The sequence below is a fragment of the Streptomyces sp. NPDC051173 genome, from assembly GCF_040689515.1.
GTDB lineage: Bacteria > Actinomycetota > Actinomycetes > Streptomycetales > Streptomycetaceae > Streptomyces.
The window spans coordinates 13310-28687 of sequence record NZ_JBFBBD010000085.1; the positions used below are offsets into that span (position 1 = coordinate 13310).

Here is a 15378-nt window from a genome sequence, read left to right on the forward strand (position 1 = left end):
TCCCGCCGGGTCACCGAGGGAGGAAACACCATGGGTTCTCGTCCGTACGGACGCCGTCTCGTCTGGGGCGCCGCCGCGCTCCTCGTCGCCGGGGCCGCGGTGCCCGCCGCGGCCTCCGCGTCGCGGTCGGGCGGCGCTTCGGACGTCCCCGCCACGGCCGCCGCGGGCCACGCCGCGAAGGCCAAGAACGTCATCCTGCTCATCGGTGACGGCATGGGCGACTCGGAGATCACCCTGGCCCGCGACTACACCGTGGGCGCGGCCGGCCGGCTGAACATGGACGCGTTCCCGCTGACCGGCGCGTACACCACGTACTCCGTCGACAAGAACGGCAAGCCGGACTACGTCACCGACTCCGCGGCCAGCGGCACCGGCTGGGCGACCGGCCGGAAGACGGTCAACGGCCGGATATCGAAGTCGCCCGGCACGGACAAGCCGATGACGACGATCCTGGAGCTGGCCCAGCGGAACGGCCTCGCCACCGGCAGCGTCACCACCGCCGAGCTCACCGACGCCACCCCCGCCGTGCTCGCCTCGCACGCCACCGACCGCAGCTGCCAGGGCCCGGCCGACATGAAGGCGTGCCCGGCCGACACCATCGCCAAGGGCGGACCCGGCTCGATCGCCGAGCAGAGCGTGAACCACAAGGTGGACGTCCTCCTCGGCGGCGGCAAGGCCCGCTTCGACCAGAAGATCACCGAGGGCCCGTACAAGGGCATGACGGTCACCGAGCAGGCGCGGAAGCTCGGCTATCAGGTGGTGACCGACGGCAAGGCCCTCCAGGGCGCCCGGGCGGGCAAGCCCGTGCTCGGCCTCTTCGCCCCCGGCAACGTCCCCGTCGAGTGGACCGGCAAGCCCGCGGCCCGGGGCGGCACGGACCCGCAGCGCTGTGTGACGGGCAACCCCGAGCGCGCGGCCGGCACCCCGAGCCTGGAGGCGCAGACCCGCAAGGCGCTCCAACTGCTGGAGCGGAAGCAGAAGGGCTCCGGCGACCGGAAGAAGGGCTTCTTCCTCCAGGTCGAGGGCGCGTCGATCGACAAGCGCGACCACGCGGCCGACCCCTGCGGCCAGATCGGTGAGACCGCGGCCCTGGACCGCGCGGTGAAGGCCGCCCGCGCGTACGCCGCCGAGCACCCCGACACCCTCGTGGTCACCACCGCCGACCACGCCCACACCAGCCAGATCGTCCCGCTGGAGGCCAACCCGCCCGGCCTGTCCTCGACGCTGGTCACGAACGAGGGGCAGCCGCTCAAGGTGAACTACTCGACCAACACACCCGGCACGTCGCAGGAGCACACTGGAACCCAGGTGCGCATCGCCGCGCAGGGCCCGCAGGCGGAGCGCGTCCTCGGGGTCACCGACCAGACCCAGCTGTTCACCACGATCCGCACGGCGCTGTCGCTGCGGTGATTACCGCCCGGTAGGGAGGTGGGCCCGGTCGCCGGTGGCGGCCGGGCCCCTGCGGGTTGTGCCAGTTATACGGGCGGAACATTGGTGGATCACATACCCCCGAGCGGCCCCGCAGCGTCGAGACTGGCAATCCCGTACCACCACCGTCCGTCCGCCCCGCGCAGGAGGAACCGTCGATGACCGGGTCCCGCATCCTCGCCCTCGGCCACTACCAGCCCGCCAAGGTGCTGACCAACGACGAGCTGGCGACCATGGTCGACACCAGCGACGAGTGGATCCGCTCCCGCGTCGGCATCCGTACGCGCCGCGTCGCCGAACCCGACGAGACCGTCGCCTCGATGGCCACCCAGGCGGCGGCGAAGGCGCTCGCGAACAGCGGGCTCGACGCCGCCGACATCGACCTCGTGCTCGTCGCCACCTGCACGGCCGTCGACCGCAGCCCGAACACGGCCGCCCGCGTGGCCGCCGCGCTCGGCCTGCCCTCCCCCGCCGTCATGGACGTCAACGTCGTCTGTGCCGGCTTCACCCACGCCCTCGCCAGCGCCGACCACGCGATCCGGGCCAAGGCCGCCACGAACGCACTGGTCATCGGCGTGGAGAAGTTCACCGCCGTCGCGGACTGGACCGACCGCACGACCTGCGTCCTGGTCGGCGACGGCGCGGGCGCCGCGGTGGTCACGGCCTCGGCCGCCCCGGAGATCGGCCCGGTCGTCTGGGGCTCGGTGCCGGACATGGGGCACGCCGTACGGATCGAGGGCACGCCCTCGCGCTTCGCCCAGGAAGGGCAGTCCGTCTACCGCTGGGCCACGACGCAGCTGCCGCCGATCGCGCGCGGCGTCTGCGAGCGGGCCGGGGTGGCCCCGGAGGATCTCGCCGCGGTCGTGCTCCACCAGGCGAATCTGCGGATCATCGAGCCGGTCGCGCGGAAGCTCGGCGCGGTCAACGCGGTGATCGCCACGGACGTCACCGAGTCCGGCAACACGTCCGCCGCGAGCATCCCGCTCGCCCTCTCCAAACTCGTCGCCCGCGGCGAGGTCGCCTCCGGCGAGCCGATCCTCCTCTTCGGCTTCGGGGGCAACCTCTCGTACGCGGGCCAGGTGGTGCGCTGCCCGTAGCCCTCCGGGCGTAGCCCTCCGGGCGCGGGTCCGTTGCCTCCCCCAGCGGTAGCTGGGGGAGGCAACGCACCCGCACCCCCTACGGCGCTTCGCGCAAATACAGCGCCCCACACGAGTGGCACAGCGCCAGCCCCGGCGTCCCCCATTCGTCGGTGGAGCGCACCTCCGCCGCAGGGAGAAGCTCACGCCCGCACATGGCCGTCGTCGCTTCCAGCCGCACGACGTGCCACGTCTTGACCGCCGCACCGGGCGACCCGCCGTCCACGTACTCCGCACGCAACTCGTGCTCCATGAGGCCCACCTCCTCGCCCCACCATGGGTCACCGCGGCGGCGGGCGCCACCGCGTCAGAAGACCGACCAGCCCGTGAGCGTCGTGAAGTGGTCGAGCGCCGCGACACCCGCCACGGAGTTGCCCCGCGCGTCCAGCCCGGGGCTCCAGACGCACAGCGTGCAGCGTCCCGGTATGACGGCGACGATGCCGCCGCCCACGCCGCTCTTGCCCGGCAGGCCCACGCGGTAGGCGAAGTCGCCGGCGGCGTCGTACGTCCCGCAGGTGAGCATGACGGCGTTGATCTGCTTGGCCTCACGGCGCGGCAGCAGCCGCGTGCCGTCGGCGCGCAGGCCGTGGCGGGCGAGGAAGCCGCTCGCCAGGGCGAGGTCGCGGCAGCTCATCTCGATGGAGCACTGCCAGAAGTAGTGCTCCAGCACGGTGGGTACGGGGTTGTCGAGGTTTCCGTAGCTGGCCATGAAGTGGGCGAGGGCGGCATTGCGGTCGCCGTGCTCGGTCTCGGAGGCGGCGACGGCCGGGTCGAAGGAGACGTCCGGGTTGCCGCTCTCCGCGCGCAGGAACTCCAGCATCGTGGTGCTGGCGTCGCCGGTCAGGGTCTGGAGCCGGTCGGTGACGACGAGGGCGCCCGCGTTGATGAAGGGGTTGCGGGGGATGCCGTTCTCGTATTCGAGTTGCACCAGGGAGTTGAAGGGGTTTCCGGACGGTTCCGTGCCGACGCGGTCCCAGATCCGGTCGCCGCCCTCGGCCAGCACCAGCGCGAGGCTGAACGCCTTGGAGATGGACTGCACGGAGAACGGCCGCTCCCAGTCCCCGACCCCGTACACCCCGCCGTCCACGTCCACGACGGCCATCCCGAACCGGCCGATGTCGACGCCGGCGAGGGCCGGGATGTAGTCGGCCACCTGGCCACGGCCGACCAACGGCCGCACGAACGCGGCGACCTCTTCGAGAACGGTCTGGTAGTCCACTGTCCCGGGTCTCGCGCTTCCGTGTCGACGATGAGATTTTCGGCCTGAGGCCGGATCGGCTCGCACGATATCCGAACGCCCGGCCCACCTGCGAACTTTTGGGTACAAGGGGGTCATTCGGCCTACGCGTCCGGCGTATGCCACCTGGTTTCGCAAGGAGGGCGGCATGGCCCCACCCATGTCCGCGAACGAGTTCCTGGCCGCGCTCAGACGCGAGGGCGCCACGGTCGTCGAGGTCGACGGCTGGCGCAATCACAACCGTGCCGGGCACGGCCCCTGGGGCCCGGTCAACGGAGTGATGATCCACCACACGGCGTCCTCGGGCACCGACAGCACCGTACGCCTCTGCTGGAACGGCTACGACCAGCTCCCCGGCCCGCTGTGCCACGGTGTCATCGCCAAGGACGGCAGGATCCACCTCGTCGGCTGCGGCCGCGCCAATCACGCTGGCGGCGGCGACGGCGACGTGCTCCAGGCGGTGATCGCCGAGAAGCGGCTGCCACCCGTCCGCTGGGCCGACACCGACGGCAACGTCCATTTCTACGGCTTCGAATGCGTCAACCTCGGTGACGGCAAGGACCCCTGGCCGGAGGAGCAGCTGCTGGCCGTCGAGCAGGTGGCGGCCGCGATCTGCCGCTTCCACGGCTGGACCGAGCGGTCCGTGATCGGGCACCTCGAATGGCGGCCCGGCAAGCTCGACCCCACCGGCTTCTCCATGGACCGGCTGCGCGAGCGCATCGGCGAGCGGCTCAAGTGACGCCTGGGATGGTGACTCGGTGATGACTCGGATGGTGAATACGCCCGCCGCGGCGAGAATGGGGGCGTGACCAGCGACTTCCCCACCGCCTCCGCCGCCCTCGCCGCGCTGCGGCCACGGCTGCCGTCCCCGCTCGAAGAGCTGCGGGACGAGCGGTTCGCCCGCCGGGGCGTACGGCTGCTGCTCAAGCGCGACGACCTGATACACCCCGAGCTCCCGGGCAACAAGTGGCGCAAGCTGGAGCCCAATCTGCGGGCCGCCGCCGAGGCGGGGCGGCGCACACTGCTGACCTTCGGCGGCGCGTACTCCAACCACCTGCGGGCGACCGCCGCCGCGGGCCGGCTGCTGGGCTTCGCCACGGTCGGCGTCGTCCGGGGCGAGGAGCTCGCCGACCGGCCGCTCAACTGGTCGCTGGCGGCCTGCGTGGCCGACGGCATGCGGCTGCGGTTCGTCGACCGCGCCACGTACCGCCGCAAGACCGAGCCCGGCGTCCTCGCCGAGCTGGCCGGCGGCGACTGCTTCGTCGTCCCCGAGGGCGGCAGCAACGCGGCCGCCGCGCGCGGCTGCGTCGCGCTCGGCCGGGAGCTGCGCGGCGCGGCGGACGTCGTCGGCATCGCCTGCGGCACCGGCGGCACCCTCGCGGGCCTCGCCGCGGGTCTGTCCGGTACGCAGCGGACGATCGGCTTCCCCGTGCTCAAGGGAGGCTTCCTGGGCGAGGAGATACGGCGCTTGCAGCAGGCCGCTTTCGGTGGTCCGCGGGGCGACTGGACCCTGGACGAACGCTTCCACTGCGGCGGTTACGCCCGCCTGTCCCCTGAGCTGCTCGCTTTCGCGGACGATTTCGCGTCTCGGCACGGTTTGCGGGTGGAGCGGTTGTATGTGGCGAAGATGCTCTTCGGCCTGACGGCCTTGGCCTCGGAGGGGGCGTTCGCTCGGGGCACGACGGTGGCAGCGGTGATCACGGGCGCGGATCCGAGCGCCTGACGGCTGCTTCGTTCCCCAGCCCCGCCCCTTCCCGGCTGTGTCCGATCTGCGGCTCCGCCGCGTGAGGGGGCAAGCCCCCAGACCCCCGAAGCACGCTTCGCGCGCTGTCCTCAAACTCCCCCAGCTACCGCTGGGAGGTGCCCCCAACGGGCTGATTTCAGCCCGTCCGGCGATTGAGGACACGCGGCGCAGCCGCGTTGGGGTCCGGGGTCTCCCCGGTTTCGGGAAGGGGCGGGGCTGGGGAAGAAGCCCGCCGCAGGCGCGAAGCGACCCGCACCCGGCAACGGACCCGCACCCAAGACGCAGGGGCAGCAGCCTGCTTACCCCGTCTCCTCCCGATAAGCCGCCGCCTCCTCGAGATCCAGCCGCCGCAACAGCGTCCGAAGCATCTCGTCGTCGATACGCCGAGCGTCCCGCAGGGAGACGAACACCTCCCGCTCGGCCCCGATCATCTCCCTGGCCAGCCTCCGGTACGTGTCGTCGGCCGACTCGCCCGTCACCTCGTCGACCGCGCCGAGCCGTTCCCACACCGCGTTGCGGCGGCGTTCCATGACGGTGCGGAGGCGGTCGGCGAGGGGTTCGGGGAGGGTGTTGCGGTCGTCGGCGAGGAGTTCGTCGAGGCGGCGTTCGGCGGCCGTCGACGCCTCGCTCTGGGCCTGTGCCTCGGCGAGCGTCTCGGCGGTCGGGTGGGGCGCGGGCAGCCGCAGCCGGCGGATGAGCGGGGGCAGGGTGAGGCCCTGGACGACGAGCGTGCCGATGACCGTGGTGAAGGTCAGGAAGAGGACGAGGTTGCGGGCGGGGAAGGGCTGTCCGTGGTGTGTGGTCACGGGGATCGAGAAGGCGATGGCGAGGGAGACCACGCCGCGCATCCCGGCCCAGCCGACGACGAGCGGCGCCTTCCATGTGGTGTCGGGCTCCCGTTCGCGGATGCGGGCGGAGAAGGCGCGCGGCAGGAACGTCGCGGGGAAGACCCAGACGAAGCGGGCGGCCACGACGGCGGCGAAGACCGCGGAGGCGTACCAGAGGGCGGCCTGCCCCAGGTCGTACTCCCCCAGTCCGCGCATCACCACGGGCAGTTGGAGCCCGATGAGCGCGAAGACCGCGGACTCCAGCACGAAGGCGACCATGCGCCAGACGGCGGCCTCCTGGAGGCGGGTCGCGAAGTCGACCTGCCAGGAGTGGTGGCCGAGGTAGAGGGCGACGACCACGACGGCGAGCACCCCGGAGGCCCCGACCACCTCGGCGGCGGCGTAGGCGGCGAAGGGGATGAGGAGGGAGAGGGTGTTCTGCAGGAGCGGTTCGCGCAGCCGCTTGCGCAGCCAGTGCAGCGGCACCATGAGGACCAGCCCGACCCCGATGCCGCCGAGCGACGCGACGGCGAACTCGCGGAAGCCCTCGCCCCAGGTCGCGCCCTCGCCCACGGCGGCGGCGAGCGCCACCTTGTAGGCGGTGATCGCGGTGGCGTCGTTCACCAGGGACTCGCCCTGGAGGATCGTGGTGATGCGGGAGGGCAGACCGAGGCGGCGCGCGATGGTCGTGGCCGCGACGGCGTCGGGCGGGGCGACGACCGCGCCGAGCACCAGCGCTGCGGTGAGCGGAAGTCCGGGCACGATCAGGTACGCCACATATCCGACCGCGAAGGTCGCGAAGAGGACATAGCCGACCGACAACAGCGCCACCGGGCGGATGTTGGCGCGGATGTCGAGGTACGAGCTGTCGAGCGCGGCCGTGTGCAGGAGGGGCGGCAGGAGCAGGGGGAGCACGATGCCGGGGTCGAGGGTGTACTCGGGCACGCCGGGCACGTAGGAGGCGACGAGTCCGACGGCGACGAGCAGCAGGGGCGCGGGCACCGGGGTCCTCCGGGCGGTGCCCGCGACCGCGGCGCTGGCCGCGATCAGCATCAGCAGTGGCATGACATCCATCGGTCCCGGCCGTCTCCGTTCGAAGCCCTCGGCGGTGCGAACTAGTCTGGCAATCATGAGCGAGTGCCCGCATGTTCCCGAGCTGCCGCGCCCCGAGCCCGCGCCGCTGCACCCGACCTGCCCGGAGTGCGAGGCCGTCGGCAGCAACCCGGTGCAGCTGCGGCTGTGCCTGGTCTGCGGGCATGTCGGCTGCTGCGACTCCTCGCCGTACCGCCACGCGACGGGGCATTTCGAGGAGACCGGGCACACGGTGATGCGCAGCTTCGAGCCGGGCCAGACCTGGCGCTGGTGCTACACGGACCGGCGGATCGTCTGAGGGAGCGCGGCGGGTGCCCGCCGCGCGGCGGTGGTGTGCGGACGACACCACCCGCGGAACCGGCCACAGGATCCGCCGGACAGGCCCTAGCATGCAGACATGATCCGACCCGCCACGCCCGACGACGTTCCCGTCATCCGCACCATGATCCGCGAACTGGCGGAGTACGAAAGGGCGCTGGAGGACGCGAAGGCGACCGAGGAGCAGCTGCGCGAGGCCCTCTTCGGCGCGGACCCGGCGATCTTCGCACTGATAGCGGAGAGTGACGAGGAAGGTGCCGAGGGCGGGATACCGGCGGGCGACCCGGTCGGCTTCGCGCTCTGGTTCCGCAACTTCTCCACCTGGACGGGTACGCACGGTATCCATCTGGAGGATCTCTACGTCCGCCCGCGGGCGCGCGGCGCGGGCCACGGCAAGGCGCTCCTCGCCACCCTCGCACGGATCTGCGTGGACCGGGGCTACCAGCGTTTCGAATGGTCAGTGCTGGACTGGAACGCACCCTCGATCGCGTTCTACAAGTCGCTCGGCGCCGAGCCGATGGACGAGTGGACGGTGCAACGGATGTCCGGAGAACCGCTCCACACTCTTGCGGCGCTCGCGCAGAGTGACGAAAATCCCAACAGGGCGACTGCTCTTTCGATTTGAGACCGCAAGGCCCTAGCCACTGTCCGTGCTCATGGGTTTACCATGAGTGACAGTCACGGGGCTGCTCCACAGAACCCCAGATCGCGATAGCGTCGCAGCCGAACCACGTGCCGCGCCGGGCCGTGCCAAAGCCCCTCACCCGAGGGGCGGTCAGCACGGGGCCGGTGCTCGTAACAGCTCAAGAAGCTTGTGCCACCTTGGAGGTGAGGGTGTCCCAGATCGCAGGCGAGCCCGGGACCCAGGACTTCGTGGAAGTCCGGCTGCCCGCTGCGGGTGCCTACCTGTCGGTGCTGCGTACGGCTACGGCCGGTCTCGCGGCCCGCTTGGACTTCACCCTCGACGAGATCGAGGACTTGCGTATCGCGGTGGACGAGGCGTGCGCGATCCTTCTGCAACAAGCCGTGCCCGGCTCCGTTCTCAGCTGCGTCTTCCGCCTCGTGGGCGACGCGCTGCGGGTGACCGTCTCGGCGCCCACGACGGACGGCCGCGCGCCCGAGCGCGACACCTTCGCCTGGACGGTCCTCTCCGCCCTGGCCGGCGAGGTCGACTCGACGGTCGCCGCCGACCGCACGGTCAGCATCAGCCTGCACAAGAAGCGCGGCGCCGGCCCCGGACAGCCGTGACGGAAGAGGGGGCTCCGTGAGTACTGCATCGTCGCGGGGAGTGCGTGCCCCGGCCATCCCGCAGCAGCCTGCCCGGCAGCTGCCGGCGGATCCGGGTGACCCGGTGACGCCGGCGCCGGGCGAGGCGAGCGACCCACCAGAGCGGGCGGACCACATGGAACAGCACCGGCATCAACAGTGGCACCAGCACCCCACCGCGCAGGACCGCAGTGGAGCCCGTGCCCTGTTCATCGAGCTGCGGGCGCTGCCGGACGGCTCGCTCGAGCGGGCCCAGCTGCGCAATCACCTGGTGCAGATGCACCTGCCCCTGGTGGAGCACCTGGCCCGGCGGTTCCGCAACCGCGGGGAGCCGCTCGACGACCTCACCCAGGTCGCCACGATCGGTCTGATCAAGTCGGTCGACCGCTTCGATCCCGACCGCGGGGTGGAGTTCTCCACGTACGCGACGCCCACGGTGGTGGGCGAGATCAAGCGGCACTTCCGTGACAAGGGCTGGGCGGTGCGGGTGCCGCGCCGCCTCCAGGAGCTGCGGCTGGCCCTGACCACGGCCACGGCCGAGCTCTCCCAGCGGCACGGCCGCGCCCCCACGGTCCACGAGCTGGCCGAGCAGCTGGGGATCTCCGAGGAGGAGGTGCTGGAGGGGCTGGAGTCCGCCAACGCCTACAGCACCCTCTCCCTGGACGTCCCCGACACGGACGACGAGTCCCCGGCCGTCGCGGACACCCTGGGCGCGGAGGACGAGGCGCTGGAGGGCGTGGAGTACCGCGAGTCGCTCAAACCGCTGCTGGAGGACCTGCCGCCGCGCGAGAAGAAGATCCTGCTGCTCCGCTTCTTCGGCAACATGACCCAGTCCCAGATCGCCCAGGAGGTCGGGATCTCGCAGATGCACGTCTCCCGGCTGCTGGCCCGCACCCTCGCCCAGCTCCGGGACCGCCTGCTCATCGAGGAGTAGCCGGCCCGGACGCCGGCGAGGGACGAATCGGACGGGGCCCTTCGGGGCCCGTGCGTCAGCTTTCGCGCGGGCCGATGCCGAGCGCCTCGGTCGCGGTGGGGTTCACCAGCAGCGCCAGCGTGCCCACAGCCACCAGCGCGAGGACCACGCCCGCGGCGATCAGCGCGCCCCCGGCGTTGCCGAGCGTCCAGGCGACCGGCAGCGCCATGAGCTGGGTGATCATCGCGGGGCCCCGGCTCCAGCGCTTGCGCTGCCACAGCCCCCGTGCCGCCGCCAGCGGCAGCACGGCGAGGGCGAGCACGGTCACCGCGAGCATCTCCGCCTGCTGCGGGCTGTCCGGCTTCCCGGCGAAGCCCATGACCAGCAGATACACCCCGCCGATCAGCAAGGTGACGCCCTCCAGCGCGGTGAGCACGGCCGCCGCCGTCAGCCGCCCGGGCCGGGGGCCGGCGGGCTCGGGGGCCGCGGGGGTGTGACTCTTCTCGCCGTCCCGGCTGCCCCGGGCGTCACGGGTGCTCTTACGGGCGGACTTCGGCGCGGACTGCTTGCTGCTCACCCCGTCAGGGTAGCCCTGGCCCATTCCGTACGGGGTCCGGCGGCACTCGACGTGACCGACGGGACACCGGTGGACCGCGGGCCGGGGATGGGTCGTGTACCGACAGGTAGGTAGGCTAGCGCGCATGCGTGCGCTCCTTGTGGTCAACCCGTCGGCCACCACCACCAGTGCCCGTACCCGTGATGTCCTGGTGCACGCGCTCGCCAGCGACCTCAAGCTGGAGGTCGCCACCACGGAGTACCGGGGGCACGCCCGGGACCTCGCACGGCGGGCCGCGGAGGACGGCAACACGGGCCTCGTGGTCGCGCTCGGCGGCGACGGCACGGTCAACGAGGTGGTCAACGGACTCCTGCACGGCGGCCCCGACCCGGAGGGCCTCCCCCGCCTCGCGGTGGTGCCCGGCGGCTCGACGAACGTCTTCGCCCGCGCGCTGGGACTGCCCAACGACGTGGTGGAGGCGACGGGCGCGCTGCTCGACGCGCTCCGCCAGGGCACCGAACGCACGGTCGGCCTGGGTCTCGCGGGGGGCACCCCCGGCACGGCGGACGAGGGCGTTCCGGAGCGCTGGTTCACTTTCTGTGCCGGATTCGGATTCGACGCCGGTGTGGTGGGCCGGGTGGAGCAGCAGCGCGAGCGCGGCAAGCGTTCGACGCACGCTCTGTATGTGCGACAGGTGATGCGTCAATTCGTCGGTGAACCGAATCGCCGGCACGGCACGATCACCCTCGAACGACCGGGCGAGGAACCACTCACGAATCTCGTCATGTCGATAATCTGCAACACCGCGCCGTGGTCGTACCTGGGCAACCGCCCGCTCTACGCGTCCCCGCAGGCGTCCTTCGACACCGCCCTTGACGTGCTGGGATTCACCAAGCTGTCGACAGCGGCGGCCGGTCGCCACCTCACTCAGCTGATGAGGTCGACGCCCGAACGAGGACCGCACGGAAAACACGCCGTGTCCCTGCACGACCAGACCGCGTTCACCTTGCATTCGCAGGTCCCGCTGCCTTTCCAGATGGACGGTGACCACCTCGGGCTGCGTACGAGCGTGACGTTCACAGGCGTACGCCGTGCACTGCGTGTGATTGTGTGAGCGGTAGGGCCTAAAGTCCTTCCACTCGAACGTTTAGGCTGGGTTCCACCCCCTGGAAGTACGGCTGTGACCTAGCCGACACCGAGGAATCAAAAAAAACTTTCCAGAAGGGGTTGTATCCGCCGCCGAGGTTTGCGAGTCTCTTCATGGCGATCGGGACGGCCGCTCAACAAGGCTCCCCGACACAGCCCGAACCCCCTCCCTTTTTCCTGGACTGCCCCAGTTTCGACTGGGCGTCAGCCCTTCCCTTGCGGGGGGATTCGTGAAAGCGTTCACATTCACAAGCAACGTAGCCGCAATAACGAGGAGATGGAGCAGCCATGGACTGGCGTCACAACGCCGTTTGCCGCGAGGAAGACCCCGAGCTCTTCTTCCCCATCGGCAACACCGGTCCTGCGCTGCTGCAGATCGAGGAAGCCAAGGCCGTCTGCCGCCGCTGCCCCGTCATGGAGCAGTGCCTGCAGTGGGCGCTCGAGTCCGGTCAGGACTCCGGCGTCTGGGGTGGACTCAGCGAGGACGAGCGCCGCGCCATGAAGCGCCGTGCCGCTCGCAACCGGGCGCGTAACGCGACCGCCTGAGCCGACACCCCTTCGGCCACCCGAGCCGCAGCGCGCAGTACCCCCCGATGCGCATAGCTTTGAGCCTCGGACCTTTCAAGGTCCGGGGCTCGTTGCGTTGTGCGGGAGCGTCCTCACAGCGACGCGCCCGCGCCCGGGCTACGGCTTGTCGGCCCTGACCGGCAGGTCCAGGACCACCTTCGTGCCGCCGCCCGGCGCCGGCAGCATGCCGAAGGTGCCGCCCATCTCGCCCTCCACCAGCGTCCGCACGATCTGGAGGCCGAGATTTCCCGTGCGCTGGGGGTCGAAGCCCTCCGGCAGGCCGCGGCCGTCGTCCTGGACGGAGATCAGCAGGCGGGCCTCCTTGCGGGTGCCGCTACGGACGGCGGTGATCTCGACCGTGCCCGTCTCCCCCGGCCCGAAGCCGTGTTCCATCGCGTTCTGGAGCAGCTCGGTCAGGACCATCGACAGCGGCGTCGCGACCTCGGCGTCGAGGATGCCGAAGCGCCCGGTGCGCCGGCCGGCGACCCGGCCCGGGGAGATCTCGGCGACCATGGCCAGGACGCGGTCCGCGATCTCGTCGAATTCCACCCGCTCGTCGAGATTCTGCGACAGCGTCTCGTGGACGATCGCGATCGAGCCGACCCGGCGGACCGCCTCCTCCAGCGCCTCGCGGCCCTCGGTGGAGCCGATCCGGCGGGCCTGGAGGCGCAGCAGCGCGGCCACGGTCTGGAGGTTGTTCTTCACCCGGTGGTGGATCTCCCGGATGGTCGCGTCCTTGGTGATCAACTCGCGCTCGCGGCGACGCAGTTCGGTGACGTCGCGCAGGAGTACGAGTGAACCGATGTGATTTCCCTTGGGTTTGAGGGGAATCGCCCGGAGCTGGATGACGCCGTCGCTGCCCTCGACCTCGAACTCGCGCGGCGCCCAGCCGCTGGCGAGCTTGGCGAGGGACTCGTCCACCGGTCCGCGCGAGGGCGCCAACTGAGCGGTGGTCTCGCCCAGATGATGCCCCACGAGGTCGGCGGCGAGGCCGAGCCGGTGGTAGGCGGAGAGCGCGTTGGGGCTGGCGTACTGCACGATGCCGTCCGCGTCGAGCCTGATCAGACCGTCACCGGCACGAGGCGAGGCGTCCATGTCGACTTGTTGACCGGGGAACGGGAAGGTCCCGTTCGCGATCATCTGGGCGAGGTCCGAGGCGCTCTGGAGGTAGGTGAGCTCCAGCCGGCTCGGCGTCCGCACGGTCAGCAGATTGGTGTTGCGGGCGATGACCCCGAGGACCCGCCCCTCCCTGCGTACGGGGATGGACTCGACCCGGACCGGGACCTCCTCGCGCCACTCCGGGTCGCCCTCGCGGACGATCCGGCCCTCGTCGAGCGCGGCGTCGAGCATGGGGCGGCGGCCGCGCGGCACGAGGTGGCCGACCATGTCGTCCTGGTAGGAGGTGGGGCCGGTGTTGGGCCGCATCTGGGCGACGGACACATAGCGGGTGCCGTCGAGGGTGGGGACCCACAGGACGAGGTCGGCGAAGGACAGGTCGGAGAGCAACTGCCACTCCGAGACCAGCAGGTGGAGCCACTCCAGGTCGGAGTCGCCCAGGGCGGTGTGCTGGCGTACGAGGTCGTTCATGGAGGGCACGGCTGTGAGCCTACCCGCGCCCGACGGCCTCACTTTGTTCCACCTGGCGCCCGCACGGGCATGGACATGGGCGAATGGTCTAGTCCACAATGAGTAAGCAAAGTTTCCGCCTTCCCCGCACAGGAGGGTGGATCGAGGCCCGGCACCTTCTGCCCTGATCGCGCCGCGGCCTCCCATCGGCCGCACCGCGCCGCGGGGACCGCACACCCCGCGCCGCCGGTGGGCCGAACCGGCTCCGGGCTGCGGTGCCGGCCGGGCCGAGGGTCCCGGCCAGGCGCCGCGGCCCGTAGTGGCCGCCCCCCTCGGCTCTCACCACTCGGCCACCGCCTCCCGCCGATATCCCCGGCCGCGCTTCGTTCTCAAACTCCACGGCCGCCGTATTTACGGCCCGCTGCCCGCTCCCCCGGTACGCGGACGGACGGGGAGGGGAAGCATCTTCCGGACAGTCCACTCTGTTAGATTGGTCTATACCACAACCCCACAGCCCACTCTCCAGATCGGCAGGCACAGCGTGGAAGTTGTCATCGTCCCGGACGCCAAGGCAGGCGGCGAGCTCATCGCGGAGGCCATGGCCGAGCTCCTGCGTCGCAAGCCGGACGCCCTGCTGGGCGTGGCCACCGGCTCCACCCCGCTGCCCATCTACGAGGCGCTGGCGGGCAAGGTCCGCGCGGGCGCGGTGGACGCCTCGCGCGCCCGCGTCTGCCAGCTCGACGAGTACGTCGGCCTGCCCGCCGACCACCCCGAGTCCTACCGCTCGGTGGTGCTGCGCGAGGTCGTCGAGCCGCTCGGGCTGACCGAGGACTCCTTCATGGGTCCCGACGGCACCGCCGAGGACGTCCAGGCCGCCTGCGAGGCGTACGACCGGGCGCTGCCCGAGGCCGGCGGCGTGGACCTCCAGCTGCTCGGCATCGGCACCGACGGGCACATCGGCTTCAACGAGCCGTGCTCCTCGCTCGCCTCCCGCACCCGGATCAAGACGCTCACCGAGCAGACCCGCGTCGACAACGCGCGGTTCTTCGAGGGCGACATCGACCAGGTGCCCCACCACGTCATCACCCAGGGCATCGGCACCATCCTGGAGGCCCGCCACCTGGTCCTGCTGGCCACCGGCGAGGGCAAGGCCGACGCCGTCGCCGCGACCGTCGAGGGCCCCGTCTCGGCCCTGGTCCCGGCCTCCGCGCTCCAGCTCCACCCGCACGCGACGGTCGTCGTCGACGAGGGCGCGGCGTCGAAGCTGAAGCTTTCCGACTACTTCCGGCACACGTACGCCAACAAGCCGGCCTGGCAGGGGCTGTAGCGCGCCCTGCCAGGGGTTTTGCCTGGGGGTACGGGCCCGCTGCGCCTGCGGCGGGCCTTTCCCCACCCCGCCCCTTCCCGAACTGGGGCGCGTGCCCCAAGCCCCCGGCTGCGGGCCGGTTCGCCGCCTGCGGCGGAGGCGCCCTTCGGGCGCGTCCTCAAACGCCGGACGGGCTGGATGGTGCGGACCGAAGCCAGCACAATCAGCCCGTCCGGCGTTTGAGGACAGGGGGTCTGGGGGCTTGCCCCCAGTTTC

16 protein-coding genes are annotated in these 15378 nt (G+C 71.4%); 11 read left to right on the top strand and 5 right to left on the bottom strand.

What is annotated here, in order from left to right:
* The first annotated feature begins 30 nt into the window (after window positions 1-30).
* Window positions 31-1410: an alkaline phosphatase gene (locus tag AB0435_RS29640; protein WP_366428370.1), complete on the top strand. Its 1380-nt coding sequence runs from the start codon at window positions 31-33 to the stop codon at window positions 1408-1410.
* 176 nt (window positions 1411-1586) lie between these two features.
* On the top strand, window positions 1587-2525 hold the full coding sequence (locus tag AB0435_RS29645) for a beta-ketoacyl-ACP synthase III (protein ID WP_366007836.1): 939 nt from the start codon (window positions 1587-1589) through the stop codon (window positions 2523-2525).
* A 79-nt stretch (window positions 2526-2604) separates the two neighbouring features.
* On the opposite strand, the gene AB0435_RS29650 is transcribed toward AB0435_RS29645, so the two are convergent.
* Entirely contained in the window at window positions 2605-2817 is a 213-nt protein-coding gene (locus tag AB0435_RS29650) for a hypothetical protein (protein ID WP_366007837.1), read from the bottom strand.
* A gap of 54 nt (window positions 2818-2871) precedes the next feature.
* Entirely contained in the window at window positions 2872-3783 is a 912-nt protein-coding gene (locus AB0435_RS29655; protein WP_366007838.1) for a glutaminase, read from the bottom strand.
* A gap of 166 nt (window positions 3784-3949) precedes the next feature.
* Here AB0435_RS29655 and AB0435_RS29660 point away from each other — a divergent pair, with 166 nt between their 5' ends.
* Complete coding sequence (locus tag AB0435_RS29660) at window positions 3950-4540, top strand: peptidoglycan recognition family protein (protein ID WP_366007839.1); 591 nt, start codon at window positions 3950-3952, stop codon at window positions 4538-4540.
* Between the two features lie 66 nt (window positions 4541-4606).
* Window positions 4607-5524, top strand: coding sequence for a pyridoxal-phosphate dependent enzyme (locus AB0435_RS29665; RefSeq protein ID WP_366428371.1), 918 nt, complete (start codon window positions 4607-4609; stop codon window positions 5522-5524).
* Between the two features lie 320 nt (window positions 5525-5844).
* On the opposite strand, the gene AB0435_RS29670 is transcribed toward AB0435_RS29665, so the two are convergent.
* A complete protein-coding gene (locus AB0435_RS29670) occupies window positions 5845-7446 on the bottom strand; it encodes a Na+/H+ antiporter (protein WP_366428372.1) in 1602 nt (533 codons plus the stop codon).
* Between the two features lie 55 nt (window positions 7447-7501).
* Between AB0435_RS29670 and AB0435_RS29675 the strand changes: the two genes are divergently transcribed.
* From AB0435_RS29675 to AB0435_RS29690, 4 genes are all read left to right on the top strand, one after another.
* The gene (locus tag AB0435_RS29675; RefSeq protein WP_366008353.1) at window positions 7502-7762 is read left to right on the top strand and encodes a UBP-type zinc finger domain-containing protein; all 261 of its coding nucleotides are present in this window, start codon (window positions 7502-7504) and stop codon (window positions 7760-7762) included.
* Window positions 7763-7861: 99 nt separating this feature from the next.
* Entirely contained in the window at window positions 7862-8407 is a 546-nt protein-coding gene (locus AB0435_RS29680) for a GNAT family N-acetyltransferase (protein ID WP_366008355.1), read from the top strand.
* A 209-nt stretch (window positions 8408-8616) separates the two neighbouring features.
* The gene (locus AB0435_RS29685; protein WP_361524905.1) at window positions 8617-9030 is read left to right on the top strand and encodes an anti-sigma regulatory factor; all 414 of its coding nucleotides are present in this window, start codon (window positions 8617-8619) and stop codon (window positions 9028-9030) included.
* A 16-nt stretch (window positions 9031-9046) separates the two neighbouring features.
* Complete coding sequence (locus tag AB0435_RS29690; protein ID WP_366008356.1) at window positions 9047-9982, top strand: RNA polymerase sigma factor SigF; 936 nt, start codon at window positions 9047-9049, stop codon at window positions 9980-9982.
* A 55-nt stretch (window positions 9983-10037) separates the two neighbouring features.
* Here AB0435_RS29690 and AB0435_RS29695 read toward each other — a convergent pair whose 3' ends face one another.
* Window positions 10038-10538, bottom strand: coding sequence for a hypothetical protein (locus tag AB0435_RS29695; RefSeq protein ID WP_366428373.1), 501 nt, complete (start codon window positions 10536-10538; stop codon window positions 10038-10040).
* A 124-nt stretch (window positions 10539-10662) separates the two neighbouring features.
* Here AB0435_RS29695 and AB0435_RS29700 point away from each other — a divergent pair, with 124 nt between their 5' ends.
* A complete protein-coding gene (locus AB0435_RS29700; RefSeq protein ID WP_366008358.1) occupies window positions 10663-11631 on the top strand; it encodes a diacylglycerol kinase family protein in 969 nt (322 codons plus the stop codon).
* Window positions 11632-11951: 320 nt separating this feature from the next.
* On the top strand, window positions 11952-12209 hold the full coding sequence (locus AB0435_RS29705; protein ID WP_004937597.1) for a WhiB family transcriptional regulator: 258 nt from the start codon (window positions 11952-11954) through the stop codon (window positions 12207-12209).
* A gap of 138 nt (window positions 12210-12347) precedes the next feature.
* On the opposite strand, the gene AB0435_RS29710 is transcribed toward AB0435_RS29705, so the two are convergent.
* Complete coding sequence (locus AB0435_RS29710; protein WP_366008359.1) at window positions 12348-13817, bottom strand: PAS domain-containing sensor histidine kinase; 1470 nt, start codon at window positions 13815-13817, stop codon at window positions 12348-12350.
* Window positions 13818-14337: 520 nt separating this feature from the next.
* Here AB0435_RS29710 and nagB point away from each other — a divergent pair.
* Window positions 14338-15123: a glucosamine-6-phosphate deaminase gene (nagB, locus tag AB0435_RS29715; RefSeq protein ID WP_366008360.1), complete on the top strand. Its 786-nt coding sequence runs from the start codon at window positions 14338-14340 to the stop codon at window positions 15121-15123.
* Window positions 15124-15378: the final 255 nt, after the last annotated feature.

Excerpts from the sequence above, each read along its gene's own strand:
- AB0435_RS29710 (WP_366008359.1), bottom strand. The coding sequence starts at position 13,817 with ATGAACGACCTCGTACGCCAGCACACCGCCCTGGGCGACTCCGACCTG.
- AB0435_RS29650 (WP_366007837.1), bottom strand. The coding sequence starts at position 2,817 with ATGGAGCACGAGTTGCGTGCGGAGTACGTGGACGGCGGGTCGCCCGGT.
- AB0435_RS29700 (WP_366008358.1), top strand. The coding sequence starts at position 10,663 with ATGCGTGCGCTCCTTGTGGTCAACCCGTCGGCCACCACCACCAGTGCC.
- AB0435_RS29705 (WP_004937597.1), top strand. The coding sequence starts at position 11,952 with ATGGACTGGCGTCACAACGCCGTTTGCCGCGAGGAAGACCCCGAGCTC.
- AB0435_RS29675 (WP_366008353.1), top strand. The coding sequence starts at position 7,502 with ATGAGCGAGTGCCCGCATGTTCCCGAGCTGCCGCGCCCCGAGCCCGCG.
- AB0435_RS29680 (WP_366008355.1), top strand. The coding sequence starts at position 7,862 with ATGATCCGACCCGCCACGCCCGACGACGTTCCCGTCATCCGCACCATG.
- AB0435_RS29670 (WP_366428372.1), bottom strand. The coding sequence starts at position 7,446 with ATGGATGTCATGCCACTGCTGATGCTGATCGCGGCCAGCGCCGCGGTC.
- AB0435_RS29645 (WP_366007836.1), top strand. The coding sequence starts at position 1,587 with ATGACCGGGTCCCGCATCCTCGCCCTCGGCCACTACCAGCCCGCCAAG.
- AB0435_RS29660 (WP_366007839.1), top strand. The coding sequence starts at position 3,950 with ATGGCCCCACCCATGTCCGCGAACGAGTTCCTGGCCGCGCTCAGACGC.
- AB0435_RS29640 (WP_366428370.1), top strand. The coding sequence starts at position 31 with ATGGGTTCTCGTCCGTACGGACGCCGTCTCGTCTGGGGCGCCGCCGCG.